Below are 21,243 nucleotides of genomic sequence, written 5' to 3'. Positions count from 1 at the left end.
CCTGTCGGCAGCCGGATCGTACATTCACGCGATTCGAACGCACCAGAAACCCACCTGCGCGAAGGCCTGAATGCCCTCTTCCCGGCCCTGCAGGGCGCCTTCCGGGAGCCCGCACCCCGGGCGCCACCCCTCGGGTCTCCGCCCCGGGAGGCAGCCCGCCCAGCACCCGCAGAACGTCTCCGGGCACCATGCCTGACCTGGGCTTTCGCCTCTCCTGCCGGTATTCTTGGGGGACTTGGAGGGGAGATCCACTTGGGTCCGAACGATCGCTGCATCCACACCGTCGACGACGTCCTCACTCTGCTCGACGGGCTCTTCGCGCCCGATGCCGACCGGTGGTCCGGTGGCGGCGCCGACTGGTGGGACGGGTTCTACGCCGACCGCGACAAGCCCGTGCCGTTCTTCGTCGCCAAGCCCGACGAGAACCTGGTCTCGTACGTCGAGCGGGGACTGCTCCCGGCCGGTGGCGGGCGGGCCCTCGACCTCGGGTGCGGGCCCGGGCGGAACAGCCTGTACCTCGCGTCGCTGGGGTACGAGGTGGACGCCGTCGACCTTTCCGCGACCGCGATCCGCTGGGCGGAGGAGAGGGCCCGGGAGGCCGGGACCGGGATCCGGTTCGTGTGCGGCGACGCCTTCACCGCCCCCCTGGAAGGCCCGTACGACCTCGTCTACGACTCCGGCTGCTTCCACCACCTGCCGCCGCACCGCCGCATCAGCCACCTCGCGCTCCTGGACCGCGTCCTCGCACCCGGCGGGCACTTCGCACTCACCGCGTTCGCCGCCGGCGAGGGCGGCATGGGCTCCGAACTTCCCGACGCCGACTTCTACCGGAAGGGCAGGCTGGACGGCGGACTCGCCTATACGGACGCCTCGTTGCGCGGCATCTTCGCCGGCCTGACCGACGTCGAGGTCCGTCGTATGCGCGACGAGGCCGCCGACTCCCCCGCCTTCGGCGAGGCCTTCCTCTGGACGGCGCTCTTCCGGCGCCCGTAATCCGGTGGGGGACCGACACCCCGGCCCCCTACCCTCGCCCCATGGGCTATGCCAAGACCTCGTACGTCTGCCTGCCGTGCCGCGCCTCCTACAAGCAGTCCTACCCGGAACCGCATGAGGAGGGGGCGCGAGCGGCGGTGTCCGCGTTGTGCGCGCGCCCTCATCCACGTCGGGTCCGCCTTCGCGCCGCCCCGCCGCCGGGACGTCTCGGGCTGGCGGGCGCTGTCCGTCGTCCTCCACTCCGGCCTCCGGTTCCACAAGTCCTGCTGCGGCGGGCCCGGTTACCGGCCCCGCACCCTGTCCGAGGTCAAGGCCGGCCTGGCCCGCGCCCGCCGGACCGGCGAGCCGATCGCGAAGGCCCTGACCCGCTGGGACTAGGTCCTGTCGTCAGGAACCCGCCGTCGCCCGAAGGGCGGGGCGGGCGGGAGTTCGACGACAGGGCCTGGGGCCGGGCGAGGCCTTCACATCGACTTCAGGTGCTCCGCGAGCCGGTCGTACTGCTCCCGCACCCCCGCCTCCATGCCCGCCGCCAGCGACTGGTCCCTGATCTCGTTCGACGGCCAGAAGGAGGTGCTGGTCAGGGCCGTACCGCCGTCGGGAGTCGCGTCGAACGTGAGCGTGACGCGGACCGGGTCCCCGTCCGGCATCTGCTCGAAGACCTCCGTGTAGTCGAGCCGCTCGACCGGGACGACGTCCTCGTACCTGCCGGAGAAGACGATCTGCTGGCCGTCCGGGGCGGTCTGGCCCCAGCGCCACGCACCGCCCACCCGCAGATCGATGTCGACGACCGTCGTGGTCAGTCCGGCCACCCCGTACCACTCCCGTACGTGCTCGGGGGCCGTCCACGCCTCCCAGACCCTGGCCGGCGGGGCGTCGAAGGTGCGGGTGATGACCAGCTCTCGGTCGGCCGGGGTCGTCAGGAGGGTGACCATGGTCCGTTCCCTTCACGAAGGGGCACTTCCAGGATCACCCCGTCGCCCCCGCCCAGCACTCTCAACAATCAAGTGAACATGTTCAACAGGTGAGCGCTAAAGTTCTTCCACGCGGCCGCTCCCGATCACGGGCGACGCCGCCATCACAGACCTGTGGGGGGTCCCTTTGCCGCGCTCAACGCGCAGGCTTCCGCACGCCTTCGTGCGTGCCGCAGCCGTCTTCGCTCTCTCGGCGGGCGTCATCGCGCCCGCCGTCGTTCACGCCCCGGCCGCCCACGCGGCCGACGTGTCCGCCACCTTCACCACCGACGACGCCAGGCTCGGCGTCCAGATCACCGGCCGCCCGCTGTGGATCAAGGTCAGCGTCCTTGCCTCCACCGCCCCCGGCGCCGCCGTCCTCGCCTCGACCGACGCCCTGAACTGGCAGGACGGGGACACGAACACCGGCCGGCCCTACGGCTACGTCACCGACACCGCCCTGCGGCTGCCCGAGGGCACCGCGTACGGCAGCTACCCGGTGCTCGTCGAGTACCGGCAGCCCGGCGGCACCGTCCAGAAGTGGACCGGCGGCACGTACGCCCACAAGCTGCACACCGGCGTCTCGAAGCTCTCCTTCGACCGCCAGGACACGAGCCTCACCGCCCGGAAGGTCGTCCTCTCCGGCACGGCCACCACCTGGGACCCGGTCACCGGCACCGTGACGCCCGCCCGCGTCGGCACCAAGGTCAAGGTCGACCTCAGCGTCTTCACCGACACGTGGAAGGAGCTGACGGCCACCGCGACCACCGGCGCGGACGGCACCTTCTCGCTGCCGTTCACCCCGAACGCCGCGATCACCCGCGGCACCGCCACCGTCGTCGCACCCGCCGCCGACACCGTGCCCGCCGCCGCCGCACCCGTCCCCGAGGTCGGCGTCGAGAAGACCACGTACCGGATCACCGCCAAGCTGAACAAGTACCGCGTCGCGAAGGACACCAACGTCACCGTCGCCGGCCGCGTCGAGCGGCTGACCCCGGACGGCTGGAAGCCGTACGCGGGCGCGCCGCTCATCACCACGACCCAGAAGCCGACGTACGACCTGTCGGTCCACGGGCTCATGGGCAGTGGCGTCTCGGCGGTCGACGGCACCTTCTCCTACGGGGCGCGCGCCACGCACGCGACGCAGGTGTTCACCTCCCTCGCGCCGTCGGTGTACTACCAGTCCCGCGCGTACGACGAGGGGAACATCGCCGTCCCCCAGCCCTTCTCGTTCACCGGCTGGCGCATCACCCTCGACGAGTACGGCCGGGTCCGCGGCACCGGCCGGATGACGACCCAGGCGTACTGCGGGGAGCAGACCGTCACCCTCCAGGCCTCCCTGGACAACGGCCGCACGTGGCGGAACCTCTCCGGCGCCAAGGCGAGCGGCGGCAACTCCGGCTACTGCCCGTTCGACGTCTCCTCCCGCGCCTACGTCAACGCGCTCTACCGGCTGCACCACCCCGAGAACGACGAGATGGTCGCCCGGACCACCGGCAGCGTCCGGCTCGGCCGCATCCCGACCCGGTTCTCCACGTTCTCCATCACCCCCGCCCGGCCGTACGTGAACACCAAGATGACCGTCTCCGGCACCCTCCAGCAGCAGACCGGCGGAACCTGGAAGCCCCTCAAGGGCGCCAAGGTCACGCTCGTGTTCAAGCCCAAGGGCGAGTCCCAGTGGTACTGGGTGACCCAGAACGTCACCACCGGCAGCACCGGCAAGTTCAGCTTCCGCGCCACCAACTACGGCGACGGTTCATGGGCGTTGGTGAAGCAGTCCGCGACCGCCTACTTCTACAGCGAGACGAAGGCGAAGTACATCGATGCGCGCTGACCTCCGGCGGACCACCGCCCCCCTCGCCACGGCCCTGGCCGCAGTGCTCCTCGGAGGCGCCGTCGCCGCCCCCGCCCAGGCCGCCGACACCCCCTCCCCCCTCGGCATCGGCCCCGCCGTCACCGACAGCCACCAGCGCGGCGTCTTCGGCGTGTCCGCCTGGACCGACACCCCCGGCGTCACGGTCACCAAGGTCTCCGCGACGCTCCGCAAGGGCGACACCGTCGTCGAAATCCCCTCGATCCCCGCGTACGACTGGGACAAGGGCCGGTACGGACTGGGCCAGGAACCGCTGAAGCTGACCGAGGACGGCGGCACGATGCCCGCCCTCGGCCGGTACGCCATCGACATCACGGCCACCGACTCGCGCGGCAACACCAGCACCCGCACCGACGCCGGCATCCTCGACTTCACGCTCAAGCCGCAGCTGGAGTTCGCCTTCTCCGCCCCCGGCTGGGACGACCGCACCACCGTCCCCAGCGGCACCCTGACCGGTGTCCAGCCCGGCTCCGGCGACATCGTGCCGATCACCGGCAGGACGATCGACGTCCAGCGGACGACGCCCCCGGCGAGCCCGGTACAGTCCCCCGTCACCGACGAGACGGGCGCCTTCACCGGCGAGGCGTACCCGGACGTCATGCCGGGCGACGAGTTCCGGGTCGCCTACACCGAGGACAGCGACGAGGTCCACGGCACCGCCGGCTGGACCCGCACCCTCTACACCTGGCGCCCGCACACCGTGACCGTGAAGGCCACCGCCGACCGCGTACGGGTCCTCCCCGGCCAGCAGGCCACCGTCACCGGCCGGATGACCGACCCGAAGAACGGCGGCGCGCCCCTGGCCGGGCAGCAGGTCCGGGTCGGCCCGACCACGGGCACCTCCCTCCACCCCGCGTTCGCCAAGGTCGTCACGACCGACGCCGACGGACGGTTCACCACGCGGATCCCGTCCCTCCCCGGGCTGCGCATCGACGGCTGGACGGTCGAGCGGGTCGACCCGTACCAGAGCTTCGGCACCACCACGGTGGGCGGCCGGCTCGCGATGCCGCAGGAGGCACGGGTCCTCCTCCGGTCCCGCGCCCTGGCGGCCGACGGCATGGTGACCGCAACCGGGCAGCTGCGCGCCACCTATGACCCCGAGGCCTCGTTCAGCGGGCAGCCGCTCCTCCTGGAGGTCTCGGCCGACGGCCGGACCGGCTGGCGGCAGATCGGCTCCGCCAAGGCGGAGGACTACTACGACACCACCGTCAGGGCCGGCAGCCGCGGCGGCTGGTACAGGCTCCGGCACCCGGCGAGCGACGTCCTCGCCGAGGCCGCGAGCAACACCTTCCGCCTCGTCCGCACCGAGACCCGCATCGCGGGCGCGAACGCGGGACCCGAGCCGGTCCGCAAGGGCGCGTACGTCACCATGACGGGCACGCTCCAGCACTACACGAACCGCGCCTGGCGGACGTTCGGGAGCGGGTCCGTGGCCCTGCAGTTCCAGGCGAAGGGTTCGACGACCTGGCGTCAGGTCGCCACGGGCCGCCCGGCCTCCAACGGGAAGATCTCGCTCAAGGCGAAGGCGACCGTGGACGGCACCTGGCGGCTCCGGTACTACGGGGACGCCACGCACTTCACGTCGCCGTTCTCGTGGGCCGACTACCTCGACGTGCGCTGATCACCTGAGCGGCCGGCCGGGTGACCGGCCGGCACGCTCGCCGGTCGGTCAGTCGGCCGGCCGGCACCCGGAAACGCCCGAGGGCGGCACCCCCATCAGGGAGTGCCGCCCTCGTTCGTGCTGAGCTTCGCGTTCAGCGATGAACCACCGATCCCGGAGGATCAGAAGTCCATGTCACCGCCCGGCATGCCGCCGCCGGCCGGCGCGGACGCCTTCTCCGGCTTGTCGGCGATGACGGCCTCGGTGGTGAGGAACAGCGCGGCGATCGACGCGGCGTTCTGCAGCGCGGAGCGCGTGACCTTCGCCGGGTCGATGATGCCCTCGGCGATGAGGTCGACGTACTCGTTGGTCGCGGCGTTCAGGCCGTGGCCGACGGGCAGGTTGCGGACCTTCTCCGCCACGACGCCGCCCTCGAGACCGGCGTTGACCGCGATCTGCTTCAGCGGGGCCTCGAGGGCCAGCTTCACGATGTTCGCGCCCGTGGCCTCGTCACCCGCGAGGTCGGCCTCGAGCTTCTCGAAGACCGAGGAGGCCTGGAGCAGGGCCACGCCGCCGCCGGCGACGATGCCCTCCTCGACGGCCGCCTTCGCGTTGCGAACGGCGTCCTCGATGCGGTGCTTGCGCTCCTTGAGCTCGACCTCGGTCGCGGCACCGGCCTTGATGACCGCAACACCGCCGGCGAGCTTCGCCAGGCGCTCCTGCAGCTTCTCGCGGTCGTAGTCCGAGTCGCTGTTCTCGATCTCGGCGCGGATCTGGTTCACGCGACCGGCGACCTGCTCGCTGTCACCGGCACCGTCGACGATGGTGGTCTCGTCCTTGGTGATGACGACCTTGCGGGCGCGGCCCAGCAGGTCGAGGCCCGCGTTCTCCAGCTTCAGGCCGACCTCCTCGGAGATGACCGTGCCGCCGGTGAGGATGGCGATGTCGTTCAGCATGGCCTTGCGACGGTCGCCGAAGCCCGGAGCCTTGACCGCGACGGACTTGAAGGTGCCGCGGATCTTGTTGACGACCAGGGTCGACAGGGCCTCGCCCTCGACGTCCTCGGCGATGATCAGCAGCGGCTTGCCCGACTGCATGACCTTCTCCAGGAGCGGGAGCAGGTCCTTCACCGAAGAGATCTTGGAGTTGACGATCAGGAGGTACGGGTCGTCGAGCGACGACTCCATGCGCTCCATGTCGGTGGCGAAGTACGCCGAGATGTAGCCCTTGTCGAAGCGCATACCCTCGGTGAGCTCCAGCTCCAGACCGAAGGTCTGGGACTCCTCGACGGTGATGACGCCTTCCTTGCCGACCTTGTCCATCGCCTCGGCGATGAGCTCGCCGATCTGGGTGTCGGCGGCGGAGATGGAGGCCGTGGAAGCGATCTGCTCCTTGGTCTCGACATCCTTCGCCTGCTCGAGCAGGGCGCCGGAGACGGCCTCGACGGCCTTCTCGATACCACGCTTGAGGGCCATCGGGTTGGCACCGGCGGCCACGTTGCGCAGGCCCTCGCGGACGAGCGCCTGGGCGAGAACGGTGGCGGTGGTCGTACCGTCGCCGGCGACGTCGTCCGTCTTCTTGGCGACTTCCTTGACCAGCTCGGCGCCGATCTTCTCGTACGGGTCCTCGAGCTCGATCTCCTTGGCGATGGAGACACCATCGTTGGTGATCGTGGGGGCGCCCCACTTCTTCTCGAGGACGACGTTGCGACCCTTGGGGCCGAGGGTGACCTTGACGGCGTCAGCGAGCTGGTTCATGCCGCGCTCGAGACCGCGCCGGGCCTCCTCGTCGAACGCGATGATCTTGGCCATGTGAAGTGGTCCTCCCGGACATGGGGTGGATAACGCTCCAGGACCGCGCCGACGCCCGCGACGGACGGCCTCCGCAGCTCCGCGTGGTTCCTTGCCCCACCCGGCCGGCGGCCTCGTCTGCCCGATCCTCGTAGCACTCTCACCTGCCGAGTGCTAACGCCAATGATTAGCACTCGCCCTATGAGAGTGCAAGCGACTCTCGAGTTTCGAGAGGTGGACGGAGGGGCGTGAGGGGGCGCGGGAACGCGCGAGGGGTCCGCATCCCCTCAGGGATGCGGACCCCTCGACGGCGTTGCGTCGGTGGCCGATCGCGCCGCGCTCAGACGGCGAGCTTGACCATGTCCGCCTGCGGACCCTTCTGGCCCTGCGAGATCTCGAACTCGACTCGCTGTCCCTCTTCGAGGCTGCGGTAGCCATCCATCTGGATCGCGCTGTAGTGGACGAAAACATCCGCACCACCGTCGACCGCGATGAAGCCGTAGCCCTTCTCCGCGTTGAACCACTTGACGGTGCCCTGAGCCATGCCTAACTCCCCTATTACTGGCCCTTGCGCGGGACCCGCACTTCGCGGAACCCGGGTCAGACCCTGCGCCGGAACGCGTCGACCGCGGCTGAATGTATCTGCCCAACTGCCCTCTGCAACAGGTCAATCGAGCGAGAATTCTGGGCGCCACGGAAAGGCGAATCAGGGAGAATCCCTTGAATTACCGGGCAAGTCGGGCCCGGCAAAGCGTGCAGAAGGTACACAACGCGCACGCACTTTGGCCGCTTCTTGTCGTACCGGGACGCATTCTCATATGCGTCTGGCATGAGCGGCAGGGGGGACTTCCCCAACTCTACCGCGCTCAACCATGCAGAATTGCCCCCTCCGCTTTATGTCGCGGAAGGGGCAATTCAAGAAAGACGGGACAACCGATGGCCCTATGAGGGCTCAGCAGCCTCCGGCGACGGCCGGGATGATCGAGACGCCGGCGCCGGCCGGGGTGGCCGTCTCCAGACCCTGCTCGAAGCGCACGTCGTCGTCGTTCACGTAGACGTTCACGAAGCGGCGCAGCTTGCCCTGGTCGTCCAGGACGCGGGCGGCGATGCCCGTGTGGTTCTTCTCCAGGTCGGCGATGACCTCGGCGAGGGTCGCGCCCTCGGCCTGGACCTCGGACCGACCGCCCGTGTAGGTGCGGAGGATGGTGGGGATGCGGACGTTCACGGCCATGTCTTCGTAACCTTTCGGTGGGCCAGGGAAGCGGACGGACTCAGACGGCGAGGCCGGCGTCGCGGAACGCGTCCAGGCTCGGGCGGATGGTGACGGTCGCCTGAGAGGTGTCGGCCACCGCGTCCAGGGTCTTGAGTCCGTCGCCGGTGTTGAGGACGACGGTGGTGAGGTTCGGGTCGATCAGCCCGTTCTCGACGAGCTTCTTCGCGACGCCGACGGTCACGCCGCCCGCGGTCTCGGCGAAGATGCCCTCGGTCTGCGCGAGGAGCTTGATCGCGTCCACGACCTGCTCGTCGTTCACGTCCTCCACGGCGCCGCCGGTGCGACGGGCGATGTCCAGGACGTACGGGCCGTCGGCCGGGTTGCCGATCGCGAGCGACTTGGCGATGGTGTTCGGCTTCTGCGGGCGGACGACGTCGTGGCCTGCCTTGAAGGCCACCGACACCGGGGAGCAGCCCTCGGCCTGGGCGCCGAAGATCTTGTACGGCTTGTCCTCGACGAGGCCCAGCTTGATGAGCTCCTGGAGACCCTTGTCGATCTTCGTGAGCTGGGAGCCGGAGGCGATCGGGATGACGAGCTGGTCGGGGATGACCCAGCCGAGCTGCTCGCAGATTTCGTACGCCAGCGTCTTGGAGCCCTCGCCGTAGTACGGGCGGAGGTTGACGTTGACGAAGCCCCAGCCCTCGCCCAGCGGGTCGCCGATGAGCTCGGAGCAGAAGCGGTTGACGTCGTCGTAGTTGCCCTCGATGGCGACGAGGTCACCGCCGTAGACACCGGCCATGACGACCTTGCCCTGCTCCAGGTCGTGCGGGATGAACACGCAGGAGCGGAAGCCGGCGCGGGCGGCGGCGGCGCCGACGGCGCCGGCCAGGTTGCCCGTGGAGGAGCAGGAGAGGGTGGTGAAGCCGAAGGCGCGGGCGGCCTCGATGGCCTGGGCGACGACCCGGTCCTTGAAGGAGTGGGTCGGGTTGCCGGAGTCGTCCTTGACGAAGAGCTTGCCGGGGGCGACGCCGATCTCGCGGGCGAGGTTGTCGGCCTGGACGAGCTTGGTCCAGCCCGGGTTCAGGTTGGGCTTGTCGGCGACGTCGGCGGGGACGGGCAGCAGCGGGGCGTAGCGCCAGATGTTGGCGGGGCCGGCCTCGATCTGCTTGCGCAGCGCCTCGGGGTCACCGGTGGGGAGGTCGTACGCGACTTCGAGCGGTCCGAAACAGAGCTCGCAGGCGAAGATCGGGCCGAGCGGGAAGACTTCACCGCATTCGCGACAGGAGAGTCCCGACGCGGGACCGAGGTCGACCGAAGTGGCGGGGGTAACAGTCTGTACAGCCATGGAGGCGAGGCCCTTTCTCCTCATCTTTCCCATGACGAATTTTTCGCCATGAGACGGATTTGGCACCTTCCCTAGTCGGGAGCCTCGCTGGAGGACGAGTAACCGACTGGAGGGTTGCCGGGGCTTCAACGGGCCGTTTCCCTCTGCCCCTCTGGATGAGCGGTATTCGATTGTGAAGCGCGGTGAACTTTCGTTCCTGCGCTCCGGCGCGGGCGGCACCCCGACGTGCATCGGGCATCCGCGTTGTTCAAGACTGTAACCGAAGGCCCGGACGCTTGGACCGGCCGTCCGAACCGCGAGATGGAGATCACGTGCTGGAAGAGGTGGAGCGCTGGCTGGACCGGCGGTCCTGGTCCGTGGCGGACCGGCCGCTGGAGCGGATCCTCGCCGCGAAGCGGAACACGAAGGTCAGCGTCGTCCTGCCGGCGCTGAACGAGGAGGCGACGGTGGGTGACATCGTCGCCGTGATCCGGCGCGAGCTCATGTCGGAGGCGGTGCCGCTCGTCGACGAGCTGGTGGTGATCGACTCGGGTTCCACGGACCGTACGGCGGAGGTGGCTGCGGCGGCCGGGGCGCGGGTGGTCGCACGGGACGCGATACTCCCCCGGATACCGGCCGTGCCGGGCAAGGGCGAGGTCCTGTGGCGGTCGCTGATGGTGACCACCGGGGACATCGTGTGCTTCATCGACGCGGATCTGCGGGACTTCTCGGCGGACTTCGTGTCGGGGATCGTGGGCCCGCTGCTGACCGACCCGGACGTGGACTTCGTCAAGGCGATGTACGACCGTCCGCTCGGCCCCGGGTTCGATGGCCTCGCCTCCGGCGGGACCCCTGCCCAGGGGGGTCGGGTGACGGAGCTCGTGGCCCGTCCGCTCCTCAATCTGCACTGGCCGCAGCTGGCCGGTTTCGTACAGCCGCTGGGCGGCGAGTACGCGGCGCGCCGGTCCCTGCTCGAACGGCTGCCCTTCCCGGTCGGGTACGGGGTGGAGCTCGGCCTGCTCGTGGACGCGCTGCACACGGTGGGCCTGGACGCGCTCGCGCAGGTGGACGTGGGGGTGCGCAAGCACCGGCACCAGGACGGGCAGGCGCTGGGCCGGATGGCGGCGGCGATCTACCGGACGGCGCAGCTGCGGTTGTCGCGGGGACATCTGGTGCGGCCGCGGCTGACGCAGTTCGAGCGGGGCGAGAAGGGTTTCGAGCCACGGACGTACGCGGTGGACACGGAGGAGCGGCCGCCGATGGCCGACATCGTGGAGTACGCCCGCCGCCGCGTGGCCTGACCGTGCGGCGCCCTGACCGCCGTACCCCACCGCGTGGCGCCCTGCCGCCTTGCCCGTCCGCGTGGCGTAACGCCCGATGATGATCAGTTTTTTCTATATTGCCCTTTTATGCGCTTCAGACAACATCACCTGGGCAGGGTGCTCGCGGCCGCCGTGGCCGTCGGACTGACGGCGGGCTCGCTCGCGTTCACCGCGGCGGGGCCGGCCGCGGCGGACGTGGTCGAGCCGTTCGGCAAGCGGTACGCAGCGTCGCTGTACGGCGACTTCACGACGCTCGGCAACACGGTCATGGGCTGTCCGACCACCCCCGCCGACCTGGCCGCCCGCTGTGCGACCGCGGCGAGCGGCCAGGGCTCGGACGGCAACAACACCTTCGTGATGCGGCGGATCGACGCCGGCGCCATGGGTGGCGAGCACGGCTCCAGCACCGGCCACGTGCGGATTCCGGCAGGCGCCGAGGTGGCGTACGCCCGGCTCTTCTGGGGTGGCAACGACGGCACGTACACGAGCCCGAGCGGGGCTCGGCTGAAGCGCTGCGACCTCTCCGGCGCCGATGCCGGGCGCTCGCCCGGCGACCCCACGACGACCGCCCCGGTGATCAGGGTCGGCACGGGTGCCGCGACCCCGGTCTCGATCGACAGCATGGTCGCCGACCCGGCGGACACCGACGGCCCGCACTACTACACGGGCGAGTCGGACGTGACGGCCGCGTTCGCGGGCACGTCGGGGACGGACGCGCAGGTGGCCGTCGGCAACATCTGGGCGCCGGACGGCAAGGGCTGCGTGGCGGGTTGGTCGCTGACCGTCGTCCACCGGTTCCCGGGACCGGACCCGGTCCGCGCCCCCGAGCGGCGGAACGTGTCCGTGTACGGCGGGCACGTCCTCCAGCGCTCGTCCTCCCCCGCGACCACGATCACCGTGGACGGCTTCCACCGGAGCGGCGGCACGGCGCGGGCCGGTGTGACCGCGTACGAGGGCGACCGGAACACCCCCGGCGACACCTTCCTCGTCGGCGGCAAGGCCGTCACCGAGGCCCGCACGGGCGACACCGGCGACTTCTTCGTCGGCGGGGGCGACGGCGCCGTCGCCCCCGAGCAGGTCGACAACCTGGGCATCGACACGAAGACCTTCGACATCCCCGACGACGCCGTCCCGCAGGGCGCCACCTCGGCCGATCTGACCTTCTCGACGCGCGGCGACACCTATGTGGCCGCCGCGCTGGCCTTCTCCGTCCCGGTCCCCGACCTGGAGATCACCAAGACGGCGAGCCCGCGCACGGTGAAGCCGGGCGACACCCTCACGTACACGATCACCGCGAAGAACGTCAGCGCGCTCGACCTCCCGAACGCCAGGTTCGTCGACGACCTGACCGGGAGCCTCGACGACGCCGAGTACCGGGGCGACCTCCGGACGGACCTGGGCACGGCGACGTACACGGCCCCGAGGATCGGGTACGCGGGAACCATCCCGGCCGGGAGGACGGCGACCGTCACCTACTCGGTGAAGATCAAGAACCCGCCGACCGGCGACGGCAGGCTCCACGACCGCGTGGAGGCCGAGACACCCCGCTCGAACTGCGGAGACGGCGGCAAGGACCCGGCCTGCGGGGTGAACCCGCAGCTCAGGAAGCCGAAGCCCCCCAGGCCGACCCCGACGCCGACCCCGACGCCGACCCCGACGGATCCGACCCCGACGCCGGTGGACCCCACGCCCACCCCCGTGGACCCGACGCCGACCCCGGCCGACCCCGCGCCCACCACGCCCCCCGCCGAGGCCGACCCCACGCCCCCCGCCGAGGCCGACCCCGCGTCCCCGGCCCCGGGACCGCACGGGAGCGGCGGCGGCTCGATGGCCGAGACCGGCGGCAACGGCGAGCGGCTGTGGCTGCTGGGCGCGCTGGGCCTCGCCCTCGCGGCGACGGGCCTGGTCGCGAAGGCCGCGATGCGCGGGCGACGCGAGAACTGACGACCGTCCGGAGGCCCGGCCGACAGCCCGGCCGACGACCGTCCCGGGGCCCGGCGGAGGCCCGGCCACCCTCCGTGGCCGGATCCACCCGTCTCGTATACGTACGTTTGAGCGTTTACGGGACGGGCTAGGTTCGCCCCATGGCAACTGTGCTCGTGGCATCCAACCGGGGACCCGTCTCGTACCTGCGCGGCGAGGACGGTGAGCTCGACGCCCGCAGGGGCGGCGGCGGCCTGGTCTCCGGGCTGAGCGCCGTCTCCTCGCAGGACAGCCTGTGGGTGTGCGCCGCGCTCGGCGAGGGCGACCGGGAGGCCGTGCGGCGCGGGATCGGCGAGCCCGGCGTCCGGATGCTCGACATCGACCCGGAGGTGTACGCCGACGCGTACAACGGCATCGCGAACTCGGTGCTGTGGTTCCTCCACCACCACCTGTACGACACCCCCCGCGAGCCCGTCTTCGACGCGGAGTTCCGGCGCCGCTGGGAGTCGTACCGCGCCTACAACCGGGCCTTCGCCGAGGCCCTGGCCGCCGAGGCGGACGACGGCGCGGCGGTCCTGGTGCAGGACTACCACCTGGCGCTCGTCCCCGGGATGCTGCGGGAGCTCCGCCCCGACCTGCGGATCGGGCATTTCACCCACACCCCGTGGGTGTCCTCCGAGTACCTGCGCATGGTGCCGGACGACATCGTCGAGGAGCTCCTGTGGGGCATGCTCGGTGCCGACGAGCTGGGCTTCCACACCTGGGGATGGGCCTCGATGTTCATCAGCTGCTGCTCCCAGCGCGAGGACTCGACCGGAACGGCCCGGGGCGTCTGGCCGAGCGGCGACCCCTGGCACGGGGTGGAGTGGCGCCGCCACGGTGGCCCGAAGGGCCGCACCCGGGTCCGGGCGTACCCCCTGGGCGTCGACGGCGACGAGCTGCGGGCCCTGGCCCACCGCCCCGAGGTGGACGAGGCCCTGGCCCGGCTCCGCGCCGAGGTGGGCGAGCGCAGGACCATCGTCCGCGTCGACCGCACGGAGCTGTCGAAGAACATCCTGCGCGGCCTCCTCGCCTACCGGGAGCTGCTCACCGTCCACCCGGAGTGGCGCGACCGGGTGGTCCACCTGGCCTCGGCGTACCCCTCCCGGCAGGACCTGGAGTCGTACCGCGCGTACACGGCCTCGGTGACCGAGCTGGCCGCCGAGATCAACGCGGAGTTCGGCACGGCCGACTGGCAGCCGGTGATCGTCTCCGTGGAGGACGACTTCACCCGCTCCCTCGCCGCGTACCGCCTGGCGGACGTGGCCCTGGTCAACCCGGTGCGCGACGGCATGAACCTGGTCGCGAAGGAGATACCGGTGGTCTCGGACGCGGGCTGCGCGCTCGTCCTGTCGACGGGCGCGGGTGCGTACAAGGAGCTGCGGACGGACGTCCTCGCGGTCAACCCCTTCGACGTCTCGGAGACCGCCGACGCCCTCCACACCGCCCTGACGATGCCCCCGTCCGAACGCGCCGACCGCACGAGGCGCCTCGCGGCGACGGCGACGGCCCTGCCCCCGCAGCGCTGGTTCCTGAACCAGCTGGACGCGCTGCGGGAGGAGAGTTAGGTCCTGTCGTCAAACTCCCGTCGTCGCCCGAAGGGCGGCCCCGCGGCGTCAGGTGCGTGCTCTCGGCGCGCCGGGCACAAGTCCTCGTACTGGAGTACTCGGGCTTGCGCCCGGTGCGGCGAGAGCGCGTGCATGGCGTCGCGGGGCAGGCGGGAGTGTGACGACAGGGCCTAGGAGGCGGCCCGCTCACGCCCCCACGCGGCCAGGGGTTCCAGGGCCGTGTTGAGCCGGGTGCCGGCCTCGGTCAGGGAGTACTCGACGCGCGGCGGCACCTCGTCGTAGGACGTGCGGTCCACGATGCCGTCCGCCTCCAGCTCCCGCAGGTGCGAGGCGAGGACCTTCTCCGTGATGCCCGGGACGAGCCTCCGCAGCTCCCCGAAGCGGCGGTACGGCTGCTGGTGGAGCGCCCAGAGGATGAGCACCTTCCACTTGCCGCCGATGATCTCCATCGCGGCGTCGATCCCGCAGACGTGCCCGTCCGGTGGGCCGGGCCGGTTCAGTGTCGCCATGTCCGCACCCTTCCGACCTGCTCGCTTCCCCCGGGGTAACCACCCACTTCGAAGTAGGTACTTGATGACCCCCGGGGCCCGGAACCAGCCTAAGGGCATGACAACGACCCCTGTGGAGAAGACCCCTGCGGAGAAGATCCCCGTGGAGAAGACCCCCGTCACCCTGCTCGGCCTCGGCGCCATGGGAAGCGCCCTCGCCCGCACCTGGCTCGCCGCCGGGCATCCGCTCACCGTCTGGAACCGCACCCCGGCCCGTGCCGTCCCGCTCGCCGCCGAGGGCGCGAAGGTCGCGGACAGCGCGGCCGGGGCGATCGCGGCGAGCACCCTCGTCATCGTCTGCCTGCTCGACGACGCCTCGGTCGAGGACGCCCTCGCGGGCGCCGACCTGACCGGCAAGGACGTCGTCAACCTCGTCACCGGCACGCCCGCCCAGGCCCGCGCCCGGGCCGCGTGGGCCGAGGAGCGGGGCGCGCGCTACCTGGACGGCGGCATCATGGCCGTACCGCCGATGGTCGGCGTCCCCGAGGCCGGCGGCTATGTCTTCTACAGCGGCTCGCGGGCGCTGTTCGACCGGCATCAGGAGGCCCTGGCCGTGCCGGTGGGGACCGTCTACGTCGGTGAGGACGCGGGCTTCGCGGCCCTCCACGACGTGGCCCTGCTCAGCGCGATGTACGGGATGTTCGCCGGGGTCGCGCACGCCTTCGCCCTGATCCGGCGGGAGGACATCGACCCGGTCGCGTTCGCGCCGCTGCTCGGCGACTGGATCGGGGCGATGGCGGGGCCGTCGGTCGAGCAGACCGCCCGGCAGCTGAAGGCGGGCGACTACACCGCCGATGTGGTCTCCAGCCTGGCCATGCAGGTGGCCGGCACCCCCACGTTCCTCGGCACCGCGGACGAGCAGGGCGTCAGCCCCGAACTGCTCGCCCCCTACTTCGCGTCGATGCGCCGCCGCCTCGACGTCGGCAGCGGCGAGGAGGACCTGACGGGCATCGTGGACCTGCTCGTACGGAAGGGCTGACCGGCTCCGGCCAGGTGCCCGGCCCCGTCGGCGCCCGAGCCGGGCGGGCCTCAGCCCTCCCGTACCGCCGCGGCGAGCGCCCCCAGGAACTCCACCACCCCCGGTGGGCCCGGCACCGCCAGGTCCCCGCGGTCGGCCAGCTCCGGGACCTCGGTGGAGCCGCTGCAGACCAGCAGGCCCGGGGTGCCGTCGGAGCGGAGTTTCTCGACGGCGGCGAAGGCGGGCAGGTCGCCCAGGTCGTCGCCCGCGTAGAGCACGGACCCGGCGCCCACCTCCCGTACGTACTCCGCGAGCGCGACGCCCTTGTCCATGCCGGGGGGCCGCAGCTCCAGGACCATGCGGCCGGGCTCCAGGACGAGGCCGTGATGGGTGGCGAGGTCGCCCAGCGGGCCCTTGAGGGCCTCGAAGGCGCCCTCCGGGTCGAGGGCGCGGCGGGTGTGGACGGCGACCGCGCGGCCCTTCTCCTCGATCCAGACGCCCGGCCAGGCACCGGCCCGGTCGAGGAAGCCGGGGAGCTCGGCGCGGACGGAGGCGACGCCCGGGTGCGGGGCGGCGGCCCGGACGGTGCCGGTGACGGCGTCCCAGCGTTCGGCGCCGTAGTGGCCGAGGACGACGAGGTGTTCCAGGCCGGGGACGCCGGCGAAGCCGCCGTACCGGACGGCGACCCCGGCGGGGCGGCCGGTCACGACGGCGACGGAGGCGACCTCGGGGGCGAGGGCGGCGAGCGCCTCGACGGCGCCGGGGTGGGCGCGGGCCCGTTCGGGGTCGGGGACGATCTCGGCGAGGGTGCCGTCGAAGTCGAGGGCGACGACGGCTTCGGCGGGCCGCGCGAGCAGCGCGGCCAGGCCGTCGCGGCCGGCGGATGTGGTCGGGTGCGGGAGGCTGACCATGCTCCCGACCCTACCGAGGCGCGCCGTCCGCGTCAGGGCCGCGAACGAGACGGTGCCGGATGATCCGGCCGGCGTCGGCCCCCGCCGGCCCGGGGTACCGCCCCGCGGAGACGGTGCCGGGTGATCCGGCCGGCGTCGGCCCCGGCCGGCCCGGGGTACGGGCCCGCGCTTCAGCGCCGGCGCTGCCTCTCCTCCCGCACCCGCCGCAGCCGGTTCACCGTCACCGGGTCGTGGGCGAGGGCCCTGGGGTCGTCCAGGAGGGCGTTGAGCAGCTGGTAGTAGCGGGTCGGGGAGAGTCCGAGGCTCTCGCGGACCGCGCGCTCCTTGGCGCCGGGGCCGGGCCAGGAGCGGCGCTCGACGGCGAGGAGGGCCTGCTCGCGCTCGCCGAGCCCGCCCTCGTCACCGCTGTCCGCCGTTTCCCGCTCCTCGGTCATACGAACAACCTATTACCCGGCGCTCCGCGTCGCCGTGGCCGCCCGTTCGCGCGGTCGTCCTACTCGGCGCTCTCCGCCGCCGTCGCCGCGCGTCCGATCGCCCCGAGGACCTCGGCGGGGACCCCGGCCGGGGTGACGGCCTTGCCGATGTTCTGCTTGACGTTCTCGCTGACCTGGGCCCAGGACGTCTTGCCGACCGGCGGGAGCTGGCTGTCCGGGAGCGTCTTGAGGAAGACGCGCAGGTTGGCGTGCTGGGGTTCGGTCTCCATGCGGGTGGAGGCGGTGACGGTGACCGGCAGGAGGTCGTTGTCGCCGGCGAACTTCAGGACGTTCTCGTCGCTGAAGGCGAAGTTCAGGAAGTCGCCGATCTCCTTGCGGTGACCGTTCTGCTTGAAGCCCATGATCCAGTCGGCGACGCCCATGGCGGCCTCGGCGTGGCCGTCGGCGCCCGGGAGCGGGACCTGGCCCACCTCGACGCCCTTCTTGGCGGCTTCCTTGAGGAGCGAGGGGTGGCCGTTGAGCATGCCGACCTCGCCGTTCGCGAAGGCGGCGAAGGCGGCCTTGCGGTTGAGCTTGCCGGGGGCGACGGGCCCGGTGAGGCCCTTGCCGACCAGGTTCTTCTTGAGCCAGTCGAAGGTCTTGATGTTGGCGTCGGAGTCGACCGCGTAGTGGTCGGTGCCGTCGATCCAGCCGCCGCCGCCGCTGAGCATCCACATCAGGGCCTCGGCCTGGGCCTCCTCGGGGCCGAGGGGCAGCGCGAAGGGGGTGCGGACACCGTTGTCCTTCAGCTTCTCGGCGGCTCCGGCGAGCTCGTCCCAGGTGGTGGGGGCCTTGGCGCCGGCCTCCTCGAAGAGGGTCTTGTTGTAGAACAGCGGCCGGGTGGAGGCGACGAACGGCAGCCCGTACTGGATCCGCTTGTGCTCCCCGGCGTCGACGAGCGGCGCGAGGAAGTTGGACTGGACGGGTATGGAGAGGAGCTCGTCGGCGGCGTAGAGCTGGCCGGCGGCCGCGTAGTCGGCGTAGGCGCCGATCTGCGCGATGTCGGGGGCCTTGTCGGCCTTGACCATCTCGGCGACCTTGCGGTCGACGTCGTCCCAGGACTCGATCTGCACCTCGACCTTGACGCCGGGGTGTCCGGCCTCGAAGGCGGTGACGAGGTCGGCCCAGTACTTCTTGGTGGTGTCGCCGCCGGTGAGGTCGTAGTCGGCCGCGACCAGTCTCAGGGTCACGTCGCCGGAGTCACCCCCGAGGGAGCCACAGCCGGCGACCGTGGCGGTCAGTCCGAGTGCGGCGACGGCCGCGGTCCATCCAAGAAAACGTCGCCGCTCCACGGCTTCATCCACCTTTTGCTCGTCGTTGAGCTGCATCGAGCCGCACGTTTGCTCTGCGCAGGGCCGTAAGTCTCTCGCGTACGCGGGTATGAGGTCTACACCACTCGGGTATCACTTCCGCAACGTCACCGGGACGATGGGGCCCATGACGGGACCCGAATTTGTATCCGTACGCAACAATCCTCGGCAGTGGACTAGACCTTTTGGGTCCGCGAGGGCCAAACTGTCACCCGTGAGACACGTCATCGCCCTGGATGTGGGCGGCACCGGCATGAAGGCCGCCCTCGTCGGGGCGGACGGCACCCTGCTCCACGAGGCCCGTCGCGCCACCGGACGCGACCGCGGCCCCGAGGCCGTCGTGGAGACGATCCTCGGCTTCGCCGCAGAGCTCCGCGCCCTCGGCCAGGAGCGGTACGGCGAGCCCGCGGCGGCCGCCGGAGTCGCCGTCCCCGGCATCGTCGACGCGGAGAACGGCATCGCCGTCTACGCCGCCAACCTCGGCTGGCACGACGTTCCCATGCGCGAACTCCTCAGCGGCAGACTCGACGGCATCCCCGTCGCCCTCGGCCACGACGTCCGCACCGGCGGCCTCGCCGAAGGCCGCATCGGCGCGGGCAACGGCGCCGACCGCTTCCTCTTCGTGCCCCTCGGCACCGGCATCGCCGGCGCCATCGGCATCGGCGACCGCATCGAGGCCGGCGCCCACGGCTACGCCGGCGAGATCGGCCACATCGTCGTCCGCCCCGGCGGCACCGTCTGCGGCTGCGGCCAGCGCGGCTGCCTGGAGCGGTACGCCTCCGCCTCCGCCGTCTCCCAGGCCTGGGCCGAGGCGAGCGGCGACCCGAAGGCCGACGCCGCCGACTGCGCCAAGGCCGTCGAGTCCGGCGATCCCGCCGCCCTCCGCATCTGGCAGGACGCCGTCGACGCCCTCGCGGACGGCCTCGTCACGGCCCTCACCCTGCTGGACCCCCGCACTCTCATCATCGGTGGCGGACTCGCCGAGGCCGGGGAAACCTTGTTCACACCACTTCGGGCCGCGGTGGAGGAGCGAGTCACGTTCCAGAAGCTGCCCGCCATCGTCCCGGCGGCCCTCGGGGACACCGCCGGATGCCTGGGCGCGGGCCTCCTCGCCTGGGACCTGCTCGCCGAACAGCGCCCCCAGCGCCCCACCGACTCGGAGGTTTCCGCCTGATGGCCGATCACAAGGTTCTCGCCGGCGCACACGTCGTGCTGCCCACCGGGATCGTCGAGAACGGACGCGTGATCGTCGAAGGCGACCGCATCGTGGGCAGCTCGCCCGACGGTGCCCCCACCGTCGACCTGACCGGGCACTGGCTCGTCCCCGGCTTCGTCGACATGCACAACCACGGCGGCGGCGGCGCGTCCTTCACCTCCGGCAGCGTCGACGAGGTCCTCAAGGGCGTCCACACCCACCGGCTGCACGGCACGACCACCGTCGTCGCCTCCTTCGTCACCGGCGAGATGGACTTCCTCACCCAGCGGGCCGGGCTGCTCTCCGAACTCGCCGAACAGGGCGAGATCGCCGGCCTCCACTTCGAGGGCCCCTTCATCTCCCCCTGCCGCAAGGGCGCCCACGACGAGACCCTGCTCCGCGACCCCGACCCGGCCGACGTCCGCAAGCTGGTCGACGCAGCCCGCGGCCAGGCCAGGATGGTCACCCTCGCCACCGAACTCCCCGGCGGCATCGACTCCGTACGCCTGCTCGCCGAGCACGGCGTGATCGCCGCCATCGGCCACACCGACGCCAGCTACGAGCAGACCGTCGAGGCCATCGACGCCGGCGCCACCGTCGCCACCCACCTCTACAACGCGATGCCCGCCCTCGGGCACCGCGCGCCCGGCCCGATCGCCGCCCTCCTGGAGGACGAGCGGATCACCGTCGAACTCATCAACGACGGCACCCACCTCCACCCCGCCGCCCTGGAACTCGCCTTCCACCACGCGGGCCCCGAGCGCGTCGCCCTCATCACCGACGCCATGGACGCCGCCGGCTTCGGCGACGGCCGCTACATGCTCGGCCCGCTGGAGGTCGAGGTGAAGGACAGCGTCGCCCGCCTCGTCGAGGGCGGCTCCATCGCCGGCTCCACCCTCACCCTGGACCGCGCCTTCAAGCGCGCCGCCACCATCGACGGCCTCCCCGTCGAGTCGGTCGTCCAGGCGATCTCCGCCAACCCGGCCCGGCTGCTCGGCGTGTACGACCGCGTCGGCTCCCTGGAACCCGGCAAGGACGCCGACATCGTGGTTCTGGACGCCGGGTTCAACCTCAAGGGCGTCATGCGCAAGGGCGAGTGGATCGTCGACCCGAAGGCCTGAGCACGCCCCTGATCAGGAGTCACACGGAACGGCGGTGGGCCGGGGGTCTGGGCCAACCGCCTTTCGTTTGGCATGATCAGTGCCCGTCGGAGCGTGCGTTCCGCAGGACTTCACACGGAGTACGGGGGTCGG

Annotated in this window: 18 protein-coding genes, 1 pseudogene and 1 riboswitch; of the genes and pseudogenes, 10 read left to right on the top strand and 9 right to left on the bottom strand. The window is 71.5% G+C overall.

Annotated features, from left to right (window positions below):
- The first annotated feature begins 252 nt into the window (after positions 1-252).
- Together ACZ4XX_RS25260 and ACZ4XX_RS25255 are read left to right on the top strand one after the other, a co-directional pair.
- Positions 253-993 carry a class I SAM-dependent methyltransferase gene (locus ACZ4XX_RS25260; RefSeq protein WP_468510140.1) on the top strand — a complete coding sequence of 247 codons (741 nt, stop codon included), beginning with the start codon at positions 253-255 and terminating at the stop codon, positions 991-993.
- Positions 994-1,034: 41 nt separating this feature from the next.
- Positions 1,035-1,371: pseudogene (locus tag ACZ4XX_RS25255) on the top strand (deoxyxylulose-5-phosphate synthase).
- An 83-nt stretch (positions 1,372-1,454) separates the two neighbouring features.
- Here the strand turns inward: ACZ4XX_RS25255 and ACZ4XX_RS25250 are convergent.
- Complete coding sequence (locus ACZ4XX_RS25250; protein ID WP_468510139.1) at positions 1,455-1,925, bottom strand: SRPBCC domain-containing protein; 471 nt, start codon at positions 1,923-1,925, stop codon at positions 1,455-1,457.
- A 202-nt stretch (positions 1,926-2,127) separates the two neighbouring features.
- Here ACZ4XX_RS25250 and ACZ4XX_RS25245 point away from each other — a divergent pair, with 202 nt between their 5' ends.
- Together ACZ4XX_RS25245 and ACZ4XX_RS25240 are read left to right on the top strand one after the other, a co-directional pair.
- Positions 2,128-3,777 carry a hypothetical protein gene (locus ACZ4XX_RS25245; RefSeq protein ID WP_468510138.1) on the top strand — a complete coding sequence of 550 codons (1,650 nt, stop codon included), beginning with the start codon at positions 2,128-2,130 and terminating at the stop codon, positions 3,775-3,777.
- A complete protein-coding gene (locus tag ACZ4XX_RS25240) occupies positions 3,767-5,437 on the top strand; it encodes a hypothetical protein (protein ID WP_468510137.1) in 1,671 nt (556 codons plus the stop codon). Before ACZ4XX_RS25245 ends, ACZ4XX_RS25240 begins: the two co-directional genes overlap by 11 nt.
- Positions 5,438-5,598: 161 nt before the next feature.
- Here ACZ4XX_RS25240 and groL read toward each other — a convergent pair whose 3' ends face one another.
- The 4 genes from groL to thrC all read right to left on the bottom strand — a co-directional run bounded on the left by groL (position 5,599) and on the right by thrC (position 9,788).
- A complete protein-coding gene (gene groL, locus ACZ4XX_RS25235; protein WP_189836124.1) occupies positions 5,599-7,227 on the bottom strand; it encodes a chaperonin GroEL in 1,629 nt (542 codons plus the stop codon).
- A gap of 319 nt (positions 7,228-7,546) precedes the next feature.
- Positions 7,547-7,750 carry a cold-shock protein gene (locus ACZ4XX_RS25230; protein WP_015035246.1) on the bottom strand — a complete coding sequence of 68 codons (204 nt, stop codon included), beginning with the start codon at positions 7,748-7,750 and terminating at the stop codon, positions 7,547-7,549.
- A gap of 408 nt (positions 7,751-8,158) precedes the next feature.
- Positions 8,159-8,437, bottom strand: coding sequence for a MoaD/ThiS family protein (locus ACZ4XX_RS25225; RefSeq protein ID WP_015035244.1), 279 nt, complete (start codon positions 8,435-8,437; stop codon positions 8,159-8,161).
- Positions 8,438-8,477: 40 nt separating this feature from the next.
- The gene (thrC, locus tag ACZ4XX_RS25220) at positions 8,478-9,788 is read right to left on the bottom strand and encodes a threonine synthase (protein WP_389033857.1); all 1,311 of its coding nucleotides are present in this window, start codon (positions 9,786-9,788) and stop codon (positions 8,478-8,480) included.
- Positions 9,782-9,926, bottom strand: a riboswitch (SAM riboswitch). (Overlaps the previous gene by 7 nt.)
- Before the next feature lie 149 nt (positions 9,927-10,075).
- Between thrC and ACZ4XX_RS25215 the strand changes: the two genes are divergently transcribed.
- The 3 genes from ACZ4XX_RS25215 (at position 10,076) to ACZ4XX_RS25205 (ending at position 14,595) form a co-directional block, all read left to right on the top strand.
- The gene (locus tag ACZ4XX_RS25215) at positions 10,076-11,044 is read left to right on the top strand and encodes a glucosyl-3-phosphoglycerate synthase (protein ID WP_468510136.1); all 969 of its coding nucleotides are present in this window, start codon (positions 10,076-10,078) and stop codon (positions 11,042-11,044) included.
- Positions 11,045-11,152: 108 nt separating this feature from the next.
- Positions 11,153-13,009, top strand: a complete 1,857-nt coding sequence (locus ACZ4XX_RS25210; protein WP_468510135.1) for a DUF7927 domain-containing protein — start codon at positions 11,153-11,155, stop codon at positions 13,007-13,009.
- A gap of 140 nt (positions 13,010-13,149) precedes the next feature.
- On the top strand, positions 13,150-14,595 hold the full coding sequence (locus ACZ4XX_RS25205) for an alpha,alpha-trehalose-phosphate synthase (UDP-forming) (RefSeq protein WP_468510134.1): 1,446 nt from the start codon (positions 13,150-13,152) through the stop codon (positions 14,593-14,595).
- 170 nt (positions 14,596-14,765) lie between these two features.
- Here the strand turns inward: ACZ4XX_RS25205 and ACZ4XX_RS25200 are convergent, their stop codons facing one another.
- Complete coding sequence (locus ACZ4XX_RS25200) at positions 14,766-15,104, bottom strand: winged helix-turn-helix transcriptional regulator (protein WP_468510133.1); 339 nt, start codon at positions 15,102-15,104, stop codon at positions 14,766-14,768.
- Positions 15,105-15,201: 97 nt separating this feature from the next.
- Here ACZ4XX_RS25200 and ACZ4XX_RS25195 point away from each other — a divergent pair, with 97 nt between their 5' ends.
- Positions 15,202-16,122 carry an NAD(P)-dependent oxidoreductase gene (locus ACZ4XX_RS25195; protein ID WP_468510132.1) on the top strand — a complete coding sequence of 307 codons (921 nt, stop codon included), beginning with the start codon at positions 15,202-15,204 and terminating at the stop codon, positions 16,120-16,122.
- A gap of 50 nt (positions 16,123-16,172) precedes the next feature.
- Here ACZ4XX_RS25195 and otsB read toward each other — a convergent pair whose 3' ends face one another.
- From otsB to ACZ4XX_RS25180, 3 genes are all read right to left on the bottom strand, one after another.
- Positions 16,173-17,012 (bottom strand): trehalose-phosphatase, encoded by an 840-nt coding sequence (gene otsB / locus ACZ4XX_RS25190; RefSeq protein ID WP_468510131.1) that lies wholly within the window; start codon positions 17,010-17,012, stop codon positions 16,173-16,175.
- A 170-nt stretch (positions 17,013-17,182) separates the two neighbouring features.
- Complete coding sequence (locus tag ACZ4XX_RS25185; protein ID WP_468510130.1) at positions 17,183-17,446, bottom strand: DUF3263 domain-containing protein; 264 nt, start codon at positions 17,444-17,446, stop codon at positions 17,183-17,185.
- Positions 17,447-17,505: 59 nt separating this feature from the next.
- Positions 17,506-18,789 (bottom strand): ABC transporter substrate-binding protein, encoded by a 1,284-nt coding sequence (locus ACZ4XX_RS25180; protein WP_468510129.1) that lies wholly within the window; start codon positions 18,787-18,789, stop codon positions 17,506-17,508.
- Positions 18,790-19,009: 220 nt separating this feature from the next.
- Between ACZ4XX_RS25180 and ACZ4XX_RS25175 the strand changes: the two genes are divergently transcribed.
- Both ACZ4XX_RS25175 and nagA read left to right on the top strand, forming a co-directional pair.
- Complete coding sequence (locus ACZ4XX_RS25175) at positions 19,010-19,969, top strand: ROK family protein (protein ID WP_468510128.1); 960 nt, start codon at positions 19,010-19,012, stop codon at positions 19,967-19,969.
- Positions 19,969-21,111, top strand: coding sequence for an N-acetylglucosamine-6-phosphate deacetylase (gene nagA / locus ACZ4XX_RS25170; protein WP_468510127.1), 1,143 nt, complete (start codon positions 19,969-19,971; stop codon positions 21,109-21,111). The genes ACZ4XX_RS25175 and nagA overlap by 1 nt, the downstream gene beginning before the upstream one ends.
- The last annotated feature ends 132 nt before the right edge of the window (positions 21,112-21,243 follow it).

The sequence above is a fragment of the Streptomyces sp. NPDC029956 genome (assembly GCF_055574655.1).
This window is presented reverse-complemented; position numbering and strand designations above follow the sequence as displayed.

Bases quoted from the DNA above. Each gene is read 5' to 3' on its own strand.
- ACZ4XX_RS25250 (WP_468510139.1), bottom strand. From the start codon at position 1,925: ATGGTCACCCTCCTGACGACCCCGGCCGACCGAGAGCTGGTCATCACC.
- ACZ4XX_RS25240 (WP_468510137.1), top strand. From the start codon at position 3,767: ATGCGCGCTGACCTCCGGCGGACCACCGCCCCCCTCGCCACGGCCCTG.
- groL (WP_189836124.1), bottom strand. From the start codon at position 7,227: ATGGCCAAGATCATCGCGTTCGACGAGGAGGCCCGGCGCGGTCTCGAG.
- ACZ4XX_RS25230 (WP_015035246.1), bottom strand. From the start codon at position 7,750: ATGGCTCAGGGCACCGTCAAGTGGTTCAACGCGGAGAAGGGCTACGGC.
- ACZ4XX_RS25225 (WP_015035244.1), bottom strand. From the start codon at position 8,437: ATGGCCGTGAACGTCCGCATCCCCACCATCCTCCGCACCTACACGGGC.
- thrC (WP_389033857.1), bottom strand. From the start codon at position 9,788: ATGAGGAGAAAGGGCCTCGCCTCCATGGCTGTACAGACTGTTACCCCC.
- ACZ4XX_RS25210 (WP_468510135.1), top strand. From the start codon at position 11,153: ATGCGCTTCAGACAACATCACCTGGGCAGGGTGCTCGCGGCCGCCGTG.
- ACZ4XX_RS25205 (WP_468510134.1), top strand. From the start codon at position 13,150: ATGGCAACTGTGCTCGTGGCATCCAACCGGGGACCCGTCTCGTACCTG.
- ACZ4XX_RS25200 (WP_468510133.1), bottom strand. From the start codon at position 15,104: ATGGCGACACTGAACCGGCCCGGCCCACCGGACGGGCACGTCTGCGGG.
- ACZ4XX_RS25195 (WP_468510132.1), top strand. From the start codon at position 15,202: ATGACAACGACCCCTGTGGAGAAGACCCCTGCGGAGAAGATCCCCGTG.
- otsB (WP_468510131.1), bottom strand. From the start codon at position 17,012: ATGGTCAGCCTCCCGCACCCGACCACATCCGCCGGCCGCGACGGCCTG.
- ACZ4XX_RS25185 (WP_468510130.1), bottom strand. From the start codon at position 17,446: ATGACCGAGGAGCGGGAAACGGCGGACAGCGGTGACGAGGGCGGGCTC.
- nagA (WP_468510127.1), top strand. From the start codon at position 19,969: ATGGCCGATCACAAGGTTCTCGCCGGCGCACACGTCGTGCTGCCCACC.